The sequence below is a fragment of the Nostoc sp. FACHB-190 genome (assembly GCF_014696905.1).
Classification (GTDB): Bacteria; Cyanobacteriota; Cyanobacteriia; order Cyanobacteriales; family Nostocaceae; genus Nostoc_B.
Genome location: NZ_JACJQW010000031.1, coordinates 55,570 through 75,380, shown reverse-complemented (window position 1 = coordinate 75,380; position 19,811 = coordinate 55,570). Strand labels below are relative to the sequence as shown.

Here is a 19,811-nt window from a genome sequence, read left to right as displayed (position 1 = left end):
TTCTTCCAACTACATATCACCCTTGTTTAACAAACAAAGCGCGATAAACTGGTTCACCTTTATTTTGAGTAGCAATTTCTCGTTCTGTGGGGACTGGTAGGGGATTTTCGGCTAACCATTCATCTGTACCGATTTTTGTAAAGGCTGAGTTTTCCGCAAAGCGATCGCACATTTCCACAGCAATAAACTTCATATCTGATTGCAGAAATACAACTCCACCCACTGCTAAATATGCCGCTAATTCTGTTACTAGTTCTGGTTGGACTACACGCCGTTTAGCATGACGAGTTTTAAACCAAGGATCAGGAAACTGAATTGTCACCCTTTGTAAAATTCCTGGTGCTAAACCAGATAACAGAGGTTCTAAGGAGTTGTTCGCATTGCAGTACAAATAATGCAGGTTGCTTAAACCCAACTCAGAACGCAACTGATTCGCTTCCACTACCAATGGTTCCCGAATCTCTAAACCAAGAAAATTCCAGTTAGGTTCTACCTGCGCCATTTGCAACACAAATCTACCTCTAGCACAGCCAATATCTAAATGTAGTGGTTGGTTTGGTTGTGCATAAACCTTTTCCCACTCTAAGGGATTAACTGGTGTACGATATTTGCGGGCTAATGGGTTAACGTGTTGGCGGACTCTCACAGGTGCCAAAGCTGGTACTCCTCGTTAGGATATGCAGATAGAAAATTAAGTATACAATTATATAATAAATTTAATTAAGTAGTTAAATAATTAAGACACTATACAATTTTAAAATTATTAAATAGAGCCTAATTATCAAGATAAATTTTGACAAACATCAAAATAATCAGGCGAAATTTCCAGAGATTTGTACACATTATTGATATTGAAATTTAAATTTCAACTTTTTGGAAGCTCAAAAATATATTTATGCTCAATTATTGGTGGATAAATAGATCCCCGACTTCTTAAAGAATTAAGGTTTCTGAATTTTGCTGTATTTACAAATGTTAAGAAATCATTTTCCTGCCGAGTAGACAAAGCAAAGGTTATACTTTGTGGAAAAGGCTTTTTTTAACCTGTATTTTTAAATTTGCCCGCAAATCAATGGCTCTCAATTTTCGCTTTGCTGTAGTCAGCGACTTACACATTGCACTTCCCCATACAATCTGGGATCATCCCAGTCGGTTTCATTTGGTGGAAGTTAGTATCCCAGCTTTTGAAAGTGTCATCGAACATTTAACACAACTTGATTTAGATTTTCTGTTGCTTCCAGGCGATTTAACCCAGCATGGTGAACCAGAAAATCATCTTTGGTTACAACAACGCTTATCTAAGTTGCCATTTCCGGTTTATGTGGTTCCGGGTAATCATGATGTACCTGTAATCATGGCAGATGAGCAATCCATTAGTTTTGCTGATTTTCCCAATTATTACCGCAAGTTTGGCTATGACAATCCTGAGCAAATTTACTACACTCATCAAGTGTTACCGGGAGTGCGGTTAATTGGGTTAAATTCCAATTTTTTTGATGCAGAAGGTAAGCAGCTAGGACGTTTAGATCAGCAACAACTAACTTGGCTAGAAAATGTTTTAGCAACAGCAACAGAAGAGTTAGTGCTGGTGATGGTGCATCACAATGTAGTTGAACATATACCCCAGCAGACGCGCCATCCGATGGGGAACCGCTATATGCTGCAAAATGCGCCGCAACTGTTAAAACTGCTGCGTCAATATCACGTCAAGTTAGTATTTACAGGGCATCTGCATGTTCAGGATATTGCTTGTTCAGATGGAGTTTACGATATTACTACCGGCTCTTTAGTGAGTTATCCTCATCCTTACCGAGTTTTTGAGTTTCGCCAAGATAACTACGGCAGGGAATGGTTGCAAGTATTATCGCATCGGGTGGAATCTGTACCGGATTTTCCCAATTTGCAGCATTTATCAAAACAATGGATGGGCGATCGCTCTTTTCCTTTTTTGATGAAATTTCTCACTCATCCACCGTTAAACTTACCATCAGAGCAGGCGCAAGTCATAGCTCCCAGTTTACGTGACTTTTGGTCAAAAATTGCCGATGGGGATGCTGTATTTGACTACCCCCAATTTCCGCAAAATGTCCGTCACTATATTCAAACTTACAGTGCGATCGCTCGTTGTGGTACTCCCCACTTTATTGATAACAACAGTACTTTGTTGTTGGAGAAGTAGAAGAGTTAGGGGACAAGGGGGACAAGGGGACAAGGGGACAAGGGGGACAAGGGGGACAAGGGAGACAAGGGGGACAAGGGAAGGGAGCAATTTTTCTACCTTGTCTACCCCCTCTACCTTGTCTACTCCTACTCAGACTACAGCACTCAGCACTTCGACTCCGCTCAGTGTACAACACTCAGCACTCAGCACTTAACACTCAGACTGACGACAAATGCCGAATACAGAAGTGTAACCATGTAGGAAAGTATTACCGCCTACAGGGCCAATTTCGCCACCGCAGAAAAAGCCGCCGATGGGGATATTTTGGAAGTAGCGCCTAAATAGTGAGGAGTCAAAATTAGGTTTACCATAAAGTCCTTCGCCTCGACCGACGCAAGCAAACATTAATGCGGCAATTGCTGAGGATGAAGGCTGTTCTTGGTTTTGATATTTTTCCAAGAGAAATTCTAAGTCTTCGGCGGAAGCTTCGGCATCACGTAAATGAAATTGTAACCGTTGACCAGGCCGGACGCGATCGCCAATTGCGATCGCGCCTCCAGTGGGATCTACTCCTAAAATACTGCGAATTAAAAAGTCTCCTTGCTGCAAAGACATTTTAAATTCATCCATCGCCACGCCAACAAATAAAGAATGTTGGGCTAAAGTGCGTTCTTGATCACTCAGGCTATTAATTAAATCACGCAACACCACCAAAGGCACTTTTTCATCTAGTTCTAAAATAATGTTGCGTTCGGCTTTGGTAACTTGCATTGGGTTCCCAATGGGGCGACAGCCTTGAGCCACAATGGTTTCTAACACAATATTACCAGTTAAAGCCAAGCCGACAGTGCCTTCACGGTAGAGGCGATCGTTACAAAACAGCGCCTGTCTCCCACCCATACCGCCACCACTAGCTTGTCCCCCCACAATCACCGAACCGGGATAAGCAAAGTCTAATCCTTGCAATAATTCATTAATACCGGAAGAAAAAGAACTAGACAACAGGATAAACTGTGGTTTGGCGGATGGTTCCACACCAATTAAATTCACCCAAGCATCTGGAGAACTGTCCAAATCGGGCAATTCATCCGCCAAAATATGAAAAACGCGGAGATTCACCCCCGGTAAATGTGCCAATGTTAAACTTAAAGCTGCTTCTGCTTCTATCTCTTGAGTTTCCCCATCTGATGTAGTTCCAATTACCCCACCACCGCTACAACCAATCATGACGGGTACAGACAGTTTTTCTGCCAACAAAGGTAAAAGCCGAGAATATTCACTAGCAAAAGCAGATGAAATAAATACCAGCCCTAAATCCGCCGGTGCTGTTAACGAAGACGTAGTTTTCTGCACCGCATCTGTAATAGCGGCTTCTAGAGAAGGACGGGTTGATAGGGCATTAGCCCACTGCATTTGATCTGCCATGAAATTTCATCTCTTCCTTTTTCATCGTGCTTTTAGCCCCAGGTTTTGACAAGGTAAAGCGTCTCACAGACTGCCTCACCGCCCTGCTTACCTCCTGTTAGCAGCCTTTAAAGACAGATATTCATCAATAACCATTACATACAATGAATCATGCAATAAATATAGTTTATAGATGCACCTTCGCAGTACTGACTCTATAAAATCTTAAAAGATATAGCATTCCTAAATGAATTACAAACAAATCTACTCCCCACTCCCTACTCCCAGCCTCAATCAGTAATTTAGAAATAAAAATACAGCCTGAATATCCCAATATACCGTGGTTATCTATCATCAGGCGGCCATAGATACTAAGTGGCTCAACTAATTAGGTAGAATGATGAATGATAGTACAGAAAATAGAAATTTTTGAACTTTTCTATACTAGTATTAACAACACACAGCAAAACGAAAGCTATGAGCGAAACCAAAGCCAAAGTTGATCTTGAAGAACAAATTCAAGCAGAAGTAGAACAAGCTCGTGCTGTCTGCGACATCTCAGGTAGCAATTCTGCTGAATGTGCAGCCGCTTGGGATGCAGTTGAAGAACTGCAAGCTGAAGCCTCTCACCAGCGCCAAAATAAGCCCAAAAATTCTCTAGAACAGTACTGCGACAACAACCCAGATGCAGTTGAGTGTCGAGTTTACGATGAATAGACATTGAGTGGGTAAATTTTTATTCATCCAATCAAGCAAGCAACCAAAATCTATTTACTGTGACTTTGTGCTTGATCCTTTTTAGGGTATGTTTTTTAACTCATCCCAAATCACAAGTTGTCAGTTAGTACAAGTTACAAAAGTAAAGGATACACAAGTTGCTTGTTTTTTTACCTCCACACAAGCACATTTCACCCCGATGAAGGATGAAGTGAGTAACCAGACATCAATATTATTGAGCTATAAGAATACGGTTTGATTCCTGAATCTAGTTGTGTAAGCAGGGAGTAGGGAATGGGGAGTAGGGAGTAGGAAGTAGGAAAGAAGCCTGCTCTGGGTGTGCTGATTTTTTCCCAAATCAAATTATGAATCCTCTATTTAAATATTTTTCCGTAACTACTGCCTGATGAGAGTCTTATAGTCATTTCCAATATTTGCAGAAGTATCCGTTATTATTAAATATCTGTTCTTCATGCAAACTTTTTATTGAGCGTCTGGCAAAGATAATGGAAGATGTGTGGTTTCGCCCTTATGTCTGGGCTGATTATCGACTGGCAGTATTATTTACACTGATTATCCCCTTAATTCTGCTGATTTGGGCATTTGTTCAAAGGGCAGAAGGAATACAACGCCTGTTAATGATTTACTGGCGAGTGGCAAGTTTGTTTGCAATTACAATTTATTTAATGATTGCTGAGTATCCAGTCAGCTTTGTTTCTGGGTTGATAGCGCGTATTCTGATTCCGATTTCTCTGTGGTTTTGGGTGGATCTCAATGATGAAATTGAGTATCAACAGAGTGGCTTATTAAAGCTAGTTTTTACTTCTTGGCGCTGGGCTGTAACAGTTTATAGTTTACTGGGTGCGATCGCCTTTGTTCCTTTTATCGGTTGTGCCTTTTCCGAAACAGCCATTAAAAGTCCCTATTGTCGAGTCTGGTTTGAAGCCCCTTTAATCTTTAAAGACTACTTCCATCACAACAGCAAACCTGCATTCCTCGGTTTTCTGGGTATTACCTGTTTAGTGATTTATGTACTTTACTTAAGCTACTTTGTTCTGATTAAGCTGGGCAAACAAGGACGTTCAGCAACACCTCAGTAATTAACTCCAAGACAAAGTTCCAATTTGATGAATAATTCCATTGGCAAGCGCCTAGAACAATACACCAGCAAACGCCCCCAAGAAGTTTTATTGATTACGGTGGAAATAGGCGATGAACAAGACAAAATTGCAGTCTTCAAAGGTTTTTCTAGTTCTTTAATGCGTCCCACCGCTTTTGATCCTGATGTCCCCGTACTCTTAGACGAGGCCACAATTCTCAGTATCGATCGCATCGCCAGCCCGTATAATCCTGAAGCACCCCGTTACATCGAAAAAGGCATCTCTTGGGAAGCAATGCAAGCTTTGTTGGTGGAAGTGGGGGTGTGAAAGATTTGGGGGAGTAGCACCTCGATTTCTCCTGACGGAGACGCTGCGCGAACGCTTGGCGACAGGGGGGCAGAAGAATTTTAGATTTTGGATTGCCAATTTTAGATTGAAAGATTTTCATAATCTAAAATCCAAAATTGATGCACTCAGCACTATGAACTAATGACCAATGACTAAAGCTGGATACACTTTACCTGTGTTTGCTTGTGCGGCGGCGATGGCGGCGTTACATTGGTTACGCCAAAATCAGTCTTGGCAAACTGTGGCGGTTGACTTAATTACACCAGCGCAAATCGCGGAAATCCCGATAGAACAAGTGGCGGGGTTATCGGAAAATTTGGCTTTGGGAATTACTCGTAGTGACCCTGGTGATAATCTTGACTTGACACGGGATACACCAATTTGGGCAATGGTGGCTTGGGGTGGCGAAACAGCACAAGCAGTCACAATTAAAGGTGGGGAAGGAATTGGCAAAATTCTGGATGCAGATGATCAACCTGCGATTTATCGTTATGCCCAAAATTTATTGCAAGCAAACTTGCAACGGATGTTAGCACCTGGGGAGAAAATCACAGTCACGATTATTTTACCCGAAGGGCGATCTCTCGCTGTCCGCACTTCTAATGCTGCCTTTGGTGTCGTTGAAGGACTATCGCTATTAGGAACAACCGGCATTTCCCAACCGTTAAGTTCACCAGACCAATTAACCGCGTTTCGGGTAGAGTTACAACAAAAAGCCAGTCGCTTTGAGAGTTTGGTATTTTGCATTGGCGAGAACGGTTTAGATTTGGCGCAAAAAATCGGGATTAATCCCGAACAATTGGTAAAAACGGCTAACTGGTTGGGGCCGATGTTAGTCGAGGCGGATGCTTTAGGCGTTAAAGAAATCTTATTGTTTGGTTATCACGGCAAGTTGCTGAAATTGGCGGGAGGAATTTTTCACACCCATCATCATTTGGCAGATGGACGGCGGGAAATTTTAGCAGCCCACTGTGCTTTGGCGGGAATGCAGTCATCAGATATACAAGCAGTATTTCATAGTCCCACGGCGGAAGCAGCCCTGAAATATCTGCGAGAATTGGATACTGTCAGTGGTAGTGATTGGGTAAATCAAGTTTATGGTGCGATCGCTCAAACCATAGATACTCGTTCTCAAGAATACATGCAAGCCCATAATAACCGAAGTACGACAGTACCAAAATGTGGCTCAATTCTCTTTGATCGCGATCGCAAAATTATCGTAAAGAGTAAAACTGCTTGTTTCTTAATCGCAAAATTATGTTAACTTAATATGAATAATCATTAATAATCTAAATAAATAGCTTTTTCAGTAACCACTCTAGGGTAATTTATTCCTTCTAATACCATGTCAGATTGAATGACCGAGCAAACGCTTTATAACCCGCGTTTGTAGGGGGTTCCTTTACCATTTACCAGCCTCAGAAGGCAGAGATAGTAAAGTGCTGAGTGCCAGAAAGCAGAGTCTAAACCAAGTACTGTCTAGCTTTCAGCAATCAGCGCAATTCTCATCTAAGTAACTCCGGCGATAAGTGGTATTTTTGTCAAACCACAGTGCAACCATCTACTACTTCATTCACACTTCCCCATCATGAATACAGCGGTGACTCTACTAACCGAACAAGCACCTCAACCAGTAGAAGAATTGAGGCAGCTTGAGCGTCAAATGATTATTATTTTAGACTTTGGCTCTCAGTATTCTGAACTGATAGCCCGACGCATTCGTGAAACTCAGGTATATTCTGAAGTTCTGTCTTATCGCACCACAGCCGAACAATTGCGGCAACTTAACCCCAAAGGCATTATTCTTTCTGGCGGGCCGAGTTCAGTTTACAGCGAAAAAGCTCCCCACTGTGACCCAGAAATTTGGCATTTAGGCATTCCAATTCTGGGTGTATGTTATGGGATGCAGTTAATGGTAAACCAACTCGGCGGGGAAGTGGCGAAAGCCGATCGCGGTGAGTATGGCAAAGCCTCATTATATATAGATGATCCCACCGACTTATTAACCAACGTCGAAGACGGCACAACCATGTGGATGAGTCACGGCGACTCCGTGGTGAAAATGCCAACTGGGTTTGAAATCTTGGCACATACAGAAAATACTCCCTGTGCGGCTGTTGCTGACCACGAAAAGAAACTTTATGGTGTGCAGTTCCACCCCGAAGTTGTACATTCCATTGGTGGTTTAGCCTTAATTCGCAACTTTGTTTATCATATCTGCGAATGCGAACCAACTTGGACAACTGCCGCTTTTGTGGAAGAAGCAATCAGAGAAATTCGCGCTAAAGTTGGTGATAAACGGGTACTTTTAGCATTATCTGGCGGTGTTGATTCTTCTACTCTAGCTTTTTTATTGCATAAAGCGATCGGTGATCAATTGACTTGTGTGTTTATCGACCAAGGCTTTATGCGGAAATATGAGCCAGAAAGGTTAGTGAAATTGTTCCAAGAGCAGTTTCATATCCCTGTAGAATATGTCAATGCCCGCGATCGCTTCTTAGATACCATTGCAGGTGTAACAGATCCCGAAGAAAAACGCCGTCGCATCGGTCATGAATTTATTAGTACCTTTGAAGAAGCATCAAAGCGCCTCGGCCCCTTTGATTACTTAGCTCAAGGTACACTGTATCCAGATGTCATCGAATCTGCCGATACCAACGTTGACCCCCAAACAGGCGAACGGGTAGCAGTCAAAATTAAAAGCCATCACAACGTCGGCGGTTTACCCAAAGATTTGCGATTTAAATTAGTCGAACCTCTGCGGAAACTTTTTAAAGATGAAGTCCGCAAAGTTGGTCGTTCTATTGGTTTACCAGAAGAAATCGTCCAGCGCCAACCCTTCCCCGGCCCTGGTTTAGCAATTCGCATCATCGGTGAAGTCACCGCCGAAAGGTTGAATATTCTCCGCGATGCTGATTTAATTGTGCGCCAAGAAATCAATCAACGTGGATTGTACAACGAAGTTTGGCAAGCCTTTGCTGTCTTGCTACCCATTCGCAGCGTTGGCGTAATGGGAGATCAAAGAACTTACGCCTTTCCCATAGTTTTGCGAATCGTCACCAGTGAAGATGGTATGACCGCAGATTGGGCGCGTCTCCCCTATGATGTGTTGGAAGTAATTTCTAACCGGATTGTGAACGAAGTCAAAGGTGTGAATCGTGTAGTTTACGACATCACATCCAAGCCACCCGGAACCATCGAATGGGAGTAATTAAACGCCGTGTGCAACTTTCTCTCAAACCTAACCCCAAACCCCTTCCCTACAAGGGAAGGGGAGCAAGATTCAAAGCCTCTCTCCGCTTGCCTAACGGCAGGCTAACGCCAACGGGGAGAGGTTTGGAGAGGGGTTTCAAGAATAAGTTGCACATCGCGTTAATTAAGTGAATATTTAAATGAAAGATTGAGGTGGGTATTTCCCACCTTTTTTTTCAACAATTATTGCTGATAAGACAATGAGAAAGATTTGGGGGATTCTCCCCCACGCCCCCGATTGGGGGACGGTTGCGTCCCCCAAACCCCCTCCAGAATCACTTTTTCGTTTTTTATTGAGTCATACCATTTCACGAAATTACTGATAGAAATCGCTTCCTCTGCAACTCTGCTTCTGGTCGCCGAGCGTTCGCGCAGCGTCTCCGTCAGGAGAAGTCGAGGCGCTACTTGCATATCCGTATCATTTTTAAAGTGAAATGGTATCATTCGTCATTATTTGTTGCTTTTGTTGTAATTTAGGGTTCTTATCTAAACTGTATTGGCTGATATGCCAGGAGGTAGAGAAAAGAAGAATTTCTAGATTTAATTCTTTTGCGGTGCATCTTATTGAGTTTCAATGCTGTATCTGGAAAAAGTTATGCGCCAGAAGTAGAAATAAATGGGGGAAACTTAGGGTTAAAGCTGATAGTCGTCAAAAATTAGTAGTAAAAATTGAGCCATCTCAAACATTTGTAACAGGGTAAGTAGCTAAAATGTCAAAATTAGCTTTACTAATTGGTGTAAGTGAATACACACAAGGGTTAAATCCCTTACCTGCTGCGACAAAAGATGTGGAAGCTGTACAGAGGGTTCTCCTACATCCTGAAATGGGGAATTTTGATAGTGTGCAACCACTGATTAACCCTGAACCATTAGCAATGCAGGAAGCAATTGAGAACCTTTTCGCTAACCGTAAACGAGATGATTTAGTGTTACTCTTTTTTTCCGGTCATGGGATTAAAGACTCTAGTGGAAAACTTTACTTTGCTACTCGTCTCACCCGCAAAACATCTCAAGGAGAATTAGTTAAAGCTACGGCTGTTCCTGCAACTTTTGTGCATGACATCATGAGCAACAGTCGCTCACGACATCAAGTCATTATTCTTGACTGCTGCTTTAGCGGAGCCTTTGCAGAGAACTTGTTAGCTAAGGATGATGGTTCAATCAATGTGAACAATCAGTTAGGAGGTGAAGGGCGAGTTGTACTGACTTCCTCAACTTCTACTCAATACTCTTTTGAGCAAAAAGGGACAGAACTATCAATCTATACCCAGTATTTAGTAGAAGGAATTGAAACCGGGGCGGCGGATTCCAACAGCGATGGAGCGATCGCAGTAGATGAATTACACAACTATGCTAAACAAAGAGTACAAGAAACTGTCCCGGCAATGAAGCCAGAAATTTATGCAGTTAAAGAGGGCTTCAAAATTTTGCTTGTTAAAGCTGGGATTCGTGATCCACAACGAAGATATCAAAAAGAAGTTGAAAGAGTTTTGACTGATGGCAATATCTTTCCACCAGATCGCCGCTATCTTGATGAATTATCGAGTCAACTAGGAATCTCTCAAGTTGAAGCTAATTATATTGAAATTGCAGTCTTAGAAGCCTATAAAAACTATCAAAATAACTTGGAACAATATAAGCAGATTTTTTTACATAACATCCAACGTGAATCTACTTTAAGTGAAATAACTCGTCATAAGCTCAATCAATTCATAGAGCGTTGGGAGCTTAAATACGAGGATGTCTTACTAATAGAAAATCAAATTACGCAACAATTAAAAGTTGCACAAATAGCTGAAAAACCTTCTAATCCTGTTCCTCCCTTTGCCAAAGCATCAAATTTAAAGTCACAACCGAGAAGTTCTAATTCCTGGGTTGGTGTGGTAATAGTTTTCATTGCTCTCAGCTTTCCCTTAACACTTGGGTGGGGAGTATTTCGTTTTATCACATCAATTTTCCCAGAAATTTCTATCCTACAAGAACCGGAAATTACACAAGCTGAGTATGAAGCAGTAAAATATGGAATGACCTACGAAGAAGTTGCAAAAATCATTGGTTCACCGGGAACAGAATCTGGTGGAAGTCAATCGGGTTCTGGCACAATAATCACCCGTTATAAGTGGAAAAAAGGCTTTCCCAAACCTGATGTGACTCTGACATTTAAGAATAACAGATTAATAGATAAAGGGATGTGGTGGTAAAGTTCACTTTAAGTTCGATGAACACATTCAGTATATTGGATGGGGTAACAAAACTCAATATTATCCAGACTGTGTTGGGTTACGCGATCGCTATGAAGTGGTATAACTATGACCCTAAATATATTTATAGACTATAAACTCATCAACGATTTGCAGTGGCATATAGTTGAAATGTCACCTGAAGAATATTTTGATACTAGTTTGTTAGAAGAAGGTGAACAATTAATATGGAACAGTATTCCAGAATATAATCATGCTATTGAATATTTAAACATTGACCCATCTTTAGTATCTGATACAAGAATTAGAGTTCAAGACAGTGAGTCTTTAAAAACCTTAACAATAACAACAACATTTTGGAATAATGGAAATAATTTTATTATTGAGCGTATTGATAATGCTCTAGATAAAGCTAAGTATGTGATGATAATACAGACTAAATTACAAGAAGATCCGACAACATGGGAAATTATGAGATTTAAGAAGAAAAGTGATGTACTTGAGCTTGAATTTCACACTTTCATCAGAGAAAATGAAGACGGATCTCAGACAGAGAAAAAGATTTTTCCCAAGGAAATTTGATATGGTAATTAGCTTTTATGTAGCAAGCACAAAAAGCTTTTTATCTTGGAGGATATTGGAGTGCGATCGCCATCCTTTTTACTCTAATATTCTTTATAGCAATTCAAAAAATTCTTACCATAAATTTAGGTTGGGTGGAAAAATAAAAATCAACATTATCCAGCCTTTGTTGGGTTACGCTATCGCTCCGCCCAACCTACGAAATGATATTACTTATTCACAAAATAATGTTGTTGAAAGTAATCGATGACTTCTCTAGGAGTATAATTATAATCATATTCTCTAACCCAATCCTGAAATTTATTAGCTTCTACCTGCAAAACTTCAAAATAATGAACTCTTAGCGCCACTCTAAACGGCATTTCATGGTGATAAAAGTCATCATCATGTATGTTTAAATTTTTTTTATAGTAGCTGTTGATAAATTCTACAGCTAAATCATCTGTATAGAAGAAGTATTTCTTGAGACACCAGACAACTATTTGAAATAATCGTACAGTGTCTGCATCAGTCTGAAATGAGAAATTCATTATTTTTCATTCCAATTAAATATAATTATTTTGGCGAAATTTTTAATTATTTCCTAACCAATCAAAAATCAATAGAATCCGAAAAATCGATAATACAGCGCCTATTTTTTAAAGCTACAAGTAACCATTCTTCATCATCCAATTCATTGTAATGTATGTAACCATCACAAAACGGCTGAACATGATTAGGTTCCAGCAGCAGTAATTCCCAAAATGCTTTGGCAATAGATTGATATACTTCCGTTAATGAAGTATCTGGAATAAACCGTAACCCAACACTTAAATCATAGTCTTCACAAACAAATGGATATGCTACCCAGTCATGATTGACAGAAGATTGCTGACAAGCCATGAATGTTTGCTCTAGTAGTGCGTATTTATAGTCCGCAAATGGCAAACTTAAAGGTGTAAAGCCAAATATTGCCGGAATTCTACCACGCACCCATACAGCATCAGCGATTTTGCCGCATTTGTGACGACAACGGTTGATAATTTTTGGTAATTGATTGTCTATGTAGTCTGTTAGCGGAAATGTGGGAGTTTCTTCTGGTCTACGATAAGGTCTAATGTTTATTCCATCGTATAATTCGCCTAAAACCGGGACAAACACAAATCTGTTATATTCAGCAGCTCGTCCCAGAACTCGCCATAAATATCCATGTTTGATAGTAAGAGAAACCATTGATTACATTAGGTTTATTAACTCGCTGTGATTAAGCGAACATGATATGAGATGGATAGGAAAGACAGGCGCTTAGGCTAGAGAAATGTACCTCACTGGAGTGAAAACCTCTATATATAGGCGTAGTTAGATATTTTAGGACAATGTGAAAGCTTAAATGCTAGGCATAGTAATACTTTTGCCTTCTGCCTTCTACTATATAAAAAAGTTTACAAAAAAAACTAAAGCATCTGTGTTTTTTCGTATTTTTTTGGGAATGCTAATGTGGAAGCGATTTTCAGCCTTAGAGATTGCTTTTTGACACAGTATCAAACTTTTATAGGATTTTTATGTCTAGACGTTTGCCTAAAGGCCGTAGCGCCAGTTCAGTGGCTTTAGAACCAGAAGTTGCGATCGCGCTGATCGGACTATTCTCCGCCGCATCTGATGGTGAAGGTATTTCTAACGCAGAAGAATATGCCTTGAGCGAAATGCTGGGCGAAATTGCCCAATTTGAAGATTATGAGGAAGAAGACTTTGACGAATTAGGCGAAACCTTAACCAGCCTCCTAGAAGAAGAAGATCCAGAAGAATTAATTGTCAAAGCAATTGAATCATTACCCAACAGAGGTTATCGGGAAGCTGCATACATCACCGCCATTTTGGTAGTAGGTATTGATCAAGAAGTACCTGATGAAGAACAAAATTATATTTCGGAGTTACAAGAAGCGTTGAATATTTCCAACGAACGCGCTCAAGAACTCATAGATGAAATATTTGGCTCAGACGAAGACGAAGAAGACGACGAAGAATGTGACGATGACGAAGAATAAATTTTAAGTTTTAATCTTAGCCGCGATGGGTTAGGCGATCGCTAACCCACCGCAAACAAAATTAAACTCCCATCATCCGCAACCTTCAGGGTGCTTTCTACCATTTTTTCACAGTCAGATTATTTCTGAGCGATCGCTCCTCAGAATTTACCAGTTGTTTGGAGATGTTGTTTAAAGAAGTTTGCAGTTAAAGCAGTATGATTCTTAGAGGAAACTTTTGATTAATAAATTTATGTCTAAAACAAAACTATTCTCTGGACTTACTCTCAGTTTAATAATAGCTTTATTCTCCAGTTATCCAACTGTTGCTCAAGAAATATACATTGACAATAACTGTAAACAAAATCAGCAATTAAATGAATTTGACAGGTTTACTGTTTTCTATAAATCCGAATTTCAAACCAAAGGGCAAACATATTGGTTTTACTCAGGTAGATATCAAGATGGAAGTCCTATTGTTTGTATTTCAAAACCAGGATTTAAACAAGCAAAACCTTTAAACATAAAACAAATACAGTCTGGTTACATTGATAAAATCAGCAAAGACCCACGCAATAAAACAGCTTTTCTCGTTACTGTCCGCGAGGGTAATGGTTCCTATGTCCCAATATTCCAATACCGACTCAATTTGTCAACACCTTCTAAACCTGCACTAACTAAACTACGAAGTTGGACATCAGGAGAGTAGTTACTTTATTCCGGTGGGCAAGTATGCGATCGCAAGTTTACTATGTATTTTTGAGTATGGGGATAAAACTACCACTAATCAGTGTGTCTATCTCGTCGTATGCTAATTCAAGTTATTTTTTAATTAAAAATTTTAGTCTTATTTTCCATAATGTAGCATTGATATAAATTTGTATATCAATGCTACATTACTGCACTATTGATATGTGCCGTACAAGCATATAGGTAATAGAAGCTGGAGACTAGAAGAACATACCTCACTAGGATGAAAGTCGCTGTCTCTGTGATTGTCTGAAATTTTTTATTACAACAATCCCCGATAACGAATAAAAATCAAAATCACCGCCCAGGAACCCAAAGCAACTTTAACTGCAACTAAGAGATTGAGTAGGGGAATAAAACCGCCACTAATCAGTGCGCCCATCTCTCCATGCGGTAATTCCACTCCAGACAAATTAATCACTGCCAAAACCACAAAAACTAATACCGAAATTTTCTCCCATGTAGCAGCTTGCCAGCGTTGGTAAATTGCTTGCATCCATTCTGGGGATGAAGTAATTGCCACTAAACCAATTGCTGTTCCACCCGCCACCCCGGCAGCAAAACCACCACCAGGGCTGAGATGTCCCCGAATCCCTAGTTCGATACTGACTAAAGCAGCGATAGTCGCACCTAACCTTGCCAATACAATTGATGGTTGATCGGTAAAACGATAGACTGTGTTGGATGGTTTCTCATTCGCCAGTAAAAAATTAGCCCCCATGATGGCGATTGTAAATACCACCACTTCAAAAATAGTGTCATACAGGCGATTGCGAAAAATAATCCCCGACACGGCATTTGGTATGCCAGTATCTTGAACAACCGCTTCCAAGATTGAGATATCTGGTAAATCTAAGGAAGGATTAGCAATAAACAGAAATTTGCCAAATAGGGCGATTCCGGCAATAATGTAGAGCCATTTCATCATGAATGCTCTCCCAAAACAGGTGTTTTTAAATCTGGTGTGTTGGTTGGTGATGTACTGACATAGCTCAAACTGGTAATTGGTGATTTCAGTTGAGTGTGTATGATGTCATAAATGCGGCGGATTCTGGTGATGGTGTGATATGGTTGCGTTTCTTCATCTTGAGGATCATGTTTTGCCTGTGGTAGACAAATCGCATGGACTTCTTTGTGATTTAACGCCTGATTTAAGGTTTCTATATCTGTGTATGGCACTAGTTCCAGACGCAGATAATAACGTTTGCTAAAAATTGCGCGGAAACTCTCAATCAGTGGCTTAAAGTCTGCATTTTCATCTTCTTGAAGTAATCCCAGACGCAGAACTAGTGATGAACGGACTGCGATCGCATATAAGGTAATCGCCAACATTGTACCCACCAGCGCCTCGGTTAAAGCTACATCTGCCGCCCCCAACACTGTATAGATAAATGCGGCCATTGCTCCCAATATCCCCCTTATGACTAAAGCATGGTAGGGATTGGATTGAAAGATCACCATAGACGCAGCCAAGGGCAGCAGAGGAATGATCACATAGATATAGTTATCAGTCATGGCTTTCCTCACTACTGGAACAGTAAGCCAAAACATATCCCAGCATAGTATTCCACATTGCTAGGGAAATGAACGCCAGGAGCAGTAGGGGCCACTCACTGGGTATCTTCAGTAACAATCCGACAATGATACTCATCGAGCCGAGGGTATCTGCTACTGTCAGACCATGCAGTTTGAATAATACCGAGCGATCGCCCAACAAGGGAAAAGTCCCCCAAAACCAAAAGAAAACGCCTAAACCAATACAGAAATAACTCAGTGCGTTGATGATCATAATTCACTCTTGCAAAACATCACTCATCCGTTTGATGACTTGGGCTAACAGCATCAAGGCCGCATTTCCCACACTCAGGATAATTACCCCCACCACACCAATCATCCAATCATCACGCAAGACAGATACAACTAAAATCATGATGGCTGCTTTGGTGGAAATACTGGCAAATGCCAACATTTTTTGCCAAATATCATCATCCTGCCAAGCTTCATACATCGGGATGAGTAGTGCCGCCATCATGGCAAACAGTAGCAGATTCAAAATCATGTCTGTTTCCTCCGTCTAACCCAGTGGACTTCATACCAGCCTGCTTCGTGATATTTCAAAACAATTGTTTTGGGTGTAAAGGTAATCAAAAAGATATCGAGGAATATCAATCCGGGAGTGCGGCGTGGTTTGACTTGTTCGAGTGTTACTTCTTCGTAGTTATGGGGACGGAAGATAATTTCCAAGGCTTCGATATATGCTTGGGGAATGGCGACGATGATTTCCCATAGCACACGTAGCCAATCTTTTAAAGTGCCTGAGACTTTAGGCAAACCGGGCAGTAACAGGGCGATGCTGATGCCAATAATGATATTTGCCACACTGAAGTTAGCAGTCAGCAAAAACCAAATAGCCAATCGCAATATCAGATTTAGATAGGCAACCATGCAAATCCCTTCCAGAACAGCAGCATTAACACTAAACTCATCACACCAATCAGGTGATCAAATTGCTCCAGTACACGCGGTAGCTTAATTACTAAATGTTTAAAAATTAGCAGGTAAGCTAACCAACCAATCCCAATGGTTAAGAGGGGTTTGATGATGTTATCAACGGTGTAAGCCTCGTAATAGGCAATGTTGGCAATAAACAGCCCACCAATTAATAAACTCATCGCTGCCCAAAAACTGGCTTTTGTCTTGCCTTCTCCCCCAAAGGGCAGAAAAATGAATTTGGCAAAGGAGATTGCTGTTCCGAGGGCGGCTATATTCATAGCGATCGCTTGCCAAGGTAAGAGATTTTTTGTGGTCAATACCTTCGCCCCAAACCCAGACAACAAGGGAAAGCCAGAAATTGAGAAACTAGCGATTACTAAAGCAATCCACACCGCCGTATTGATTGGTCGATTTTGCAATTCCTTGAAGTTACGACTGGGTAAGCTACCTGTAATCAAAAACAGTGCCGATTTCACCAGTCCGTGAGTCAGGGCGTAAAACCCACCGACAATTGGCGCTGCCAGAATAAAACCCAACTGGGAAACTGTGTGAAACGCCAGCATTCGCTTAGTATCTTTTTCAAAGACGGCATAGGACACGCCCAAAAGTGCAGTACCAACCCCAAATATTCTTACTATCGGGTCAACTTCTGCCACCATCAGCGCACATCGCACCAAGGGATAGACGGCTGCTTTCACCACAACTCCCGACATCAATGCCGAGACTGGCGTTTCTGATTCCGAGTGAGTCAATGGCAACCACAAGCCTGATACAAAAATTCCACCCTTTGTCAAGAGTCCCAAAAAAATCAGAGCCAGTGCTTCTGGTGGTGCGACTCGTAAACCTGTAAAACTAAAGGAATGATCCGCCTGATAGACTAACACCGCACCGATGAGATAAAACAGCATTGCCACGTTACTGACAAACAAATAGCGCAAGCCTACCCAAATCGAACGATCAGTGCGGGGATAAGCAATCAACAGAAACGCTGCAATGCCACTTACCTCTAGGGCTACGTATAAACTAATCAAATCTGAACCAACAAAGGCAGCATTGACACTACCATGCAAAATGATTGTCTGGGCGTAAAAAAAAGCTGTCTTGTCGCTTTGCCAACAATAAAGAATGACGGCGGCCGTTACCAAAGCATTGGTCAAAATAAAGTAGCCGCTTAATTGGTCTACTGTTAAAGTTACGCCAAAATTATCGAGTAACTTGAGAGTTATGGGCGGTGTGATAAATAGCTGTAACGCATATACCGCCGAAGCCATAGCCATAGCCAAGGCGAGATAGCGGTCTAGTTTGGGTAGCAAATAAATCACGAACCCAATAAAAAATGGTAAGCCAATCCAGGCGATCGTTATGGTATTCATGGGGTGTTGTTATTCTCGATTTCATTACTTTCCAACGTTGGGTTATCCCGTGCTAGTTTCATGACACCAACCAGCATTAAGGCTTGAATCGAAAAGCCAATGACGATCGCAGTTAAAATTACAGCTTGCGGCACCGGATCAGCATAAGCCCTTTGTTTAACATCGGAAAGAATCGGCGTAAACAAACCATCCCGTGAAGCAATCAGCACGTAATAAGCAATCACCCCCGTACTCATCACATCCATCGAGATGATTTTCATTACCAAATTCTTTTTGAAAATTATGCCGAAAAATCCGCAAAAAATGGTTGCGAGTATACATGCTTCTAACACGATAATTGCCTGTGGTGTGAGAGTTGAATGTAATTTGTTTTCTAAAAATTCACTATTTATGATGTGTATTTAATTGGTTTTTGTTCTCAACAGAAAATCAATTGCATATACAACAATTGAAGTATGCAAAATTCTGCATACTCCTCAATTCTCCCTAAACAGGAGATGGTTGAGAACATAATTTTCCTTAAACCCTGCTCAACCGTGAATTTAAAATCTAATTCACTTTCAATAAGCATTTTCGCTTATTTTGGCATTTCTTTGTCAGAACTTACCATCTTAATTTATCAGGGATAAGTATTGATATTTATCTATATATCAATGCCAGATCATTGCACTAATAATATATTAAGAGAAACGCTATTTATGAGGAATGATACAAAAAAGAGGGGTGTCAGGGTTTTGAAAACCTACACCCTTACAGGAAAGCCAAAATTCAAAAGTCAGAAAATTTTTGACTTTTAACTTTTGACTTGATTTTACCCCTTGATTTATAACTCTGATGATTAAGTCGCAGAGGGTTTATTACGTTGCTCCTGATAAAACGCCACCACTTTTCGGACGTAAGCAGCAGTAAAACCACTATTGCAACCAGTATAGTTACCAGTCATCCACCAACAGGCGACACCATTAACCGCCGCAGTTTCGTTATTTTTAGTAGCGCGTAATTGTTTGTCTAACTCCCGGCGGGTGATGCAAGAAATAATTTGACGAGCAGTTGCTTGATTATTTTCAAACTGTGTGGGTGTAATTTCTTTTTTCAGGCAAAATTTCGACCAAGCTTTGACTGTACCAGGTTGCACTTGCCAGTCGCTATACAGTCCATCGTTGACTTTACCTGTTTTGGGTGCAGCTTTTCGCAACGCTTCTACCATCGCTGCGACTTGAGTTTCCGACACTGACTGTTGTGCGGGGACAGGTAATGCAGATACCCCAAGGCTAACACTGGCAACTAATGTACTAATTAACAATCGCATCAACTTTTTCCTCATCACTCCAGATTTCAGTTTAGTACCATAAAGAATCGGTACTATAGGAATCCGGTTTGATTTCTGAATTTATTTGTGTAGGTAGGGAATAGGGAATGGGGAGTCG

Annotated in this window: 22 protein-coding genes; 10 read left to right on the top strand and 12 right to left on the bottom strand. The window is 40.9% G+C overall.

The window, feature by feature from the left end; translation table 11 throughout:
- Positions 1–16: 16 nt before the first annotated feature.
- Positions 17–655 carry a tRNA (guanosine(46)-N7)-methyltransferase TrmB gene (gene trmB, locus H6G28_RS26790; protein ID WP_190675514.1) on the bottom strand — a complete coding sequence of 213 codons (639 nt, stop codon included), beginning with the start codon at positions 653–655 and terminating at the stop codon, positions 17–19.
- Positions 656–1,072: 417 nt separating this feature from the next.
- Between trmB and H6G28_RS26785 the strand changes: the two genes are divergently transcribed.
- Positions 1,073–2,179 carry a metallophosphoesterase family protein gene (locus tag H6G28_RS26785; protein WP_190593103.1) on the top strand — a complete coding sequence of 369 codons (1,107 nt, stop codon included), beginning with the start codon at positions 1,073–1,075 and terminating at the stop codon, positions 2,177–2,179.
- A gap of 192 nt (positions 2,180–2,371) precedes the next feature.
- Here H6G28_RS26785 and H6G28_RS26780 read toward each other — a convergent pair whose 3' ends face one another.
- On the bottom strand, positions 2,372–3,586 hold the full coding sequence (locus tag H6G28_RS26780) for an FIST signal transduction protein (RefSeq protein WP_190675512.1): 1,215 nt from the start codon (positions 3,584–3,586) through the stop codon (positions 2,372–2,374).
- Positions 3,587–4,042: 456 nt separating this feature from the next.
- Between H6G28_RS26780 and H6G28_RS26775 the strand changes: the two genes are divergently transcribed.
- The 7 genes from H6G28_RS26775 to H6G28_RS26745 all read left to right on the top strand — a co-directional run bounded on the left by H6G28_RS26775 (position 4,043) and on the right by H6G28_RS26745 (position 11,765).
- Positions 4,043–4,282, top strand: a complete 240-nt coding sequence (locus H6G28_RS26775) for a Calvin cycle protein CP12 (protein WP_190593101.1) — start codon at positions 4,043–4,045, stop codon at positions 4,280–4,282.
- A gap of 506 nt (positions 4,283–4,788) precedes the next feature.
- A complete protein-coding gene (locus tag H6G28_RS26770) occupies positions 4,789–5,382 on the top strand; it encodes a DUF3177 family protein (RefSeq protein WP_190593100.1) in 594 nt (197 codons plus the stop codon).
- 27 nt (positions 5,383–5,409) lie between these two features.
- Positions 5,410–5,709, top strand: coding sequence for a DUF7734 family protein (locus H6G28_RS26765; protein WP_190593099.1), 300 nt, complete (start codon positions 5,410–5,412; stop codon positions 5,707–5,709).
- A gap of 169 nt (positions 5,710–5,878) precedes the next feature.
- On the top strand, positions 5,879–6,994 hold the full coding sequence (gene cbiD, locus H6G28_RS26760) for a cobalt-precorrin-5B (C(1))-methyltransferase CbiD (protein ID WP_190675510.1): 1,116 nt from the start codon (positions 5,879–5,881) through the stop codon (positions 6,992–6,994).
- A 324-nt stretch (positions 6,995–7,318) separates the two neighbouring features.
- Positions 7,319–8,941 carry a glutamine-hydrolyzing GMP synthase gene (gene guaA / locus H6G28_RS26755; RefSeq protein ID WP_190593097.1) on the top strand — a complete coding sequence of 541 codons (1,623 nt, stop codon included), beginning with the start codon at positions 7,319–7,321 and terminating at the stop codon, positions 8,939–8,941.
- A gap of 751 nt (positions 8,942–9,692) precedes the next feature.
- Positions 9,693–11,183: a caspase, EACC1-associated type gene (locus tag H6G28_RS26750; RefSeq protein ID WP_190675507.1), complete on the top strand. Its 1,491-nt coding sequence runs from the start codon at positions 9,693–9,695 to the stop codon at positions 11,181–11,183.
- A gap of 108 nt (positions 11,184–11,291) precedes the next feature.
- Positions 11,292–11,765 (top strand): hypothetical protein, encoded by a 474-nt coding sequence (locus tag H6G28_RS26745; RefSeq protein ID WP_190675505.1) that lies wholly within the window; start codon positions 11,292–11,294, stop codon positions 11,763–11,765.
- Between the two features lie 209 nt (positions 11,766–11,974).
- Here H6G28_RS26745 and H6G28_RS26740 read toward each other — a convergent pair whose 3' ends face one another.
- On the bottom strand, positions 11,975–12,295 hold the full coding sequence (locus H6G28_RS26740; protein WP_190675504.1) for a hypothetical protein: 321 nt from the start codon (positions 12,293–12,295) through the stop codon (positions 11,975–11,977).
- Positions 12,296–12,356: 61 nt separating this feature from the next.
- Positions 12,357–12,977 (bottom strand): hypothetical protein, encoded by a 621-nt coding sequence (locus H6G28_RS26735; protein WP_190675502.1) that lies wholly within the window; start codon positions 12,975–12,977, stop codon positions 12,357–12,359.
- 329 nt (positions 12,978–13,306) lie between these two features.
- On the opposite strand from H6G28_RS26735, the gene H6G28_RS26730 reads away from it, so the two are divergent.
- Positions 13,307–13,789, top strand: coding sequence for a tellurite resistance TerB family protein (locus tag H6G28_RS26730; protein WP_190593092.1), 483 nt, complete (start codon positions 13,307–13,309; stop codon positions 13,787–13,789).
- A gap of 232 nt (positions 13,790–14,021) precedes the next feature.
- Positions 14,022–14,477 (top strand): hypothetical protein, encoded by a 456-nt coding sequence (locus H6G28_RS26725; protein ID WP_190675500.1) that lies wholly within the window; start codon positions 14,022–14,024, stop codon positions 14,475–14,477.
- A 303-nt stretch (positions 14,478–14,780) separates the two neighbouring features.
- On the opposite strand, the gene H6G28_RS26720 is transcribed toward H6G28_RS26725, so the two are convergent.
- From H6G28_RS26720 to H6G28_RS26685, 8 genes are all read right to left on the bottom strand, one after another.
- Positions 14,781–15,443 carry a Na(+)/H(+) antiporter subunit B gene (locus tag H6G28_RS26720; RefSeq protein WP_190675538.1) on the bottom strand — a complete coding sequence of 221 codons (663 nt, stop codon included), beginning with the start codon at positions 15,441–15,443 and terminating at the stop codon, positions 14,781–14,783.
- Positions 15,443–16,033, bottom strand: a complete 591-nt coding sequence (locus H6G28_RS26715; RefSeq protein ID WP_190675498.1) for a DUF4040 domain-containing protein — start codon at positions 16,031–16,033, stop codon at positions 15,443–15,445. Before H6G28_RS26715 ends, H6G28_RS26720 begins: the two co-directional genes overlap by 1 nt.
- Entirely contained in the window at positions 16,026–16,304 is a 279-nt protein-coding gene (locus H6G28_RS26710; protein WP_190593107.1) for a monovalent cation/H(+) antiporter subunit G, read from the bottom strand. The genes H6G28_RS26715 and H6G28_RS26710 overlap by 8 nt, the downstream gene beginning before the upstream one ends.
- A 6-nt stretch (positions 16,305–16,310) precedes the next feature.
- Entirely contained in the window at positions 16,311–16,577 is a 267-nt protein-coding gene (locus H6G28_RS26705) for a hypothetical protein (protein WP_190593089.1), read from the bottom strand.
- Positions 16,574–16,963, bottom strand: coding sequence for a Na+/H+ antiporter subunit E (locus H6G28_RS26700; RefSeq protein ID WP_190593088.1), 390 nt, complete (start codon positions 16,961–16,963; stop codon positions 16,574–16,576). The genes H6G28_RS26705 and H6G28_RS26700 overlap by 4 nt, the downstream gene beginning before the upstream one ends.
- Positions 16,948–18,384, bottom strand: a complete 1,437-nt coding sequence (locus H6G28_RS26695) for a cation:proton antiporter (RefSeq protein WP_190675496.1) — start codon at positions 18,382–18,384, stop codon at positions 16,948–16,950. Before H6G28_RS26695 ends, H6G28_RS26700 begins: the two co-directional genes overlap by 16 nt.
- Positions 18,381–18,716 carry a cation:proton antiporter subunit C gene (locus H6G28_RS26690; protein ID WP_190593086.1) on the bottom strand — a complete coding sequence of 112 codons (336 nt, stop codon included), beginning with the start codon at positions 18,714–18,716 and terminating at the stop codon, positions 18,381–18,383. The genes H6G28_RS26695 and H6G28_RS26690 overlap by 4 nt, the downstream gene beginning before the upstream one ends.
- Before the next feature lie 506 nt (positions 18,717–19,222).
- On the bottom strand, positions 19,223–19,693 hold the full coding sequence (locus tag H6G28_RS26685) for a hypothetical protein (RefSeq protein ID WP_190675494.1): 471 nt from the start codon (positions 19,691–19,693) through the stop codon (positions 19,223–19,225).
- Positions 19,694–19,811: the final 118 nt, after the last annotated feature.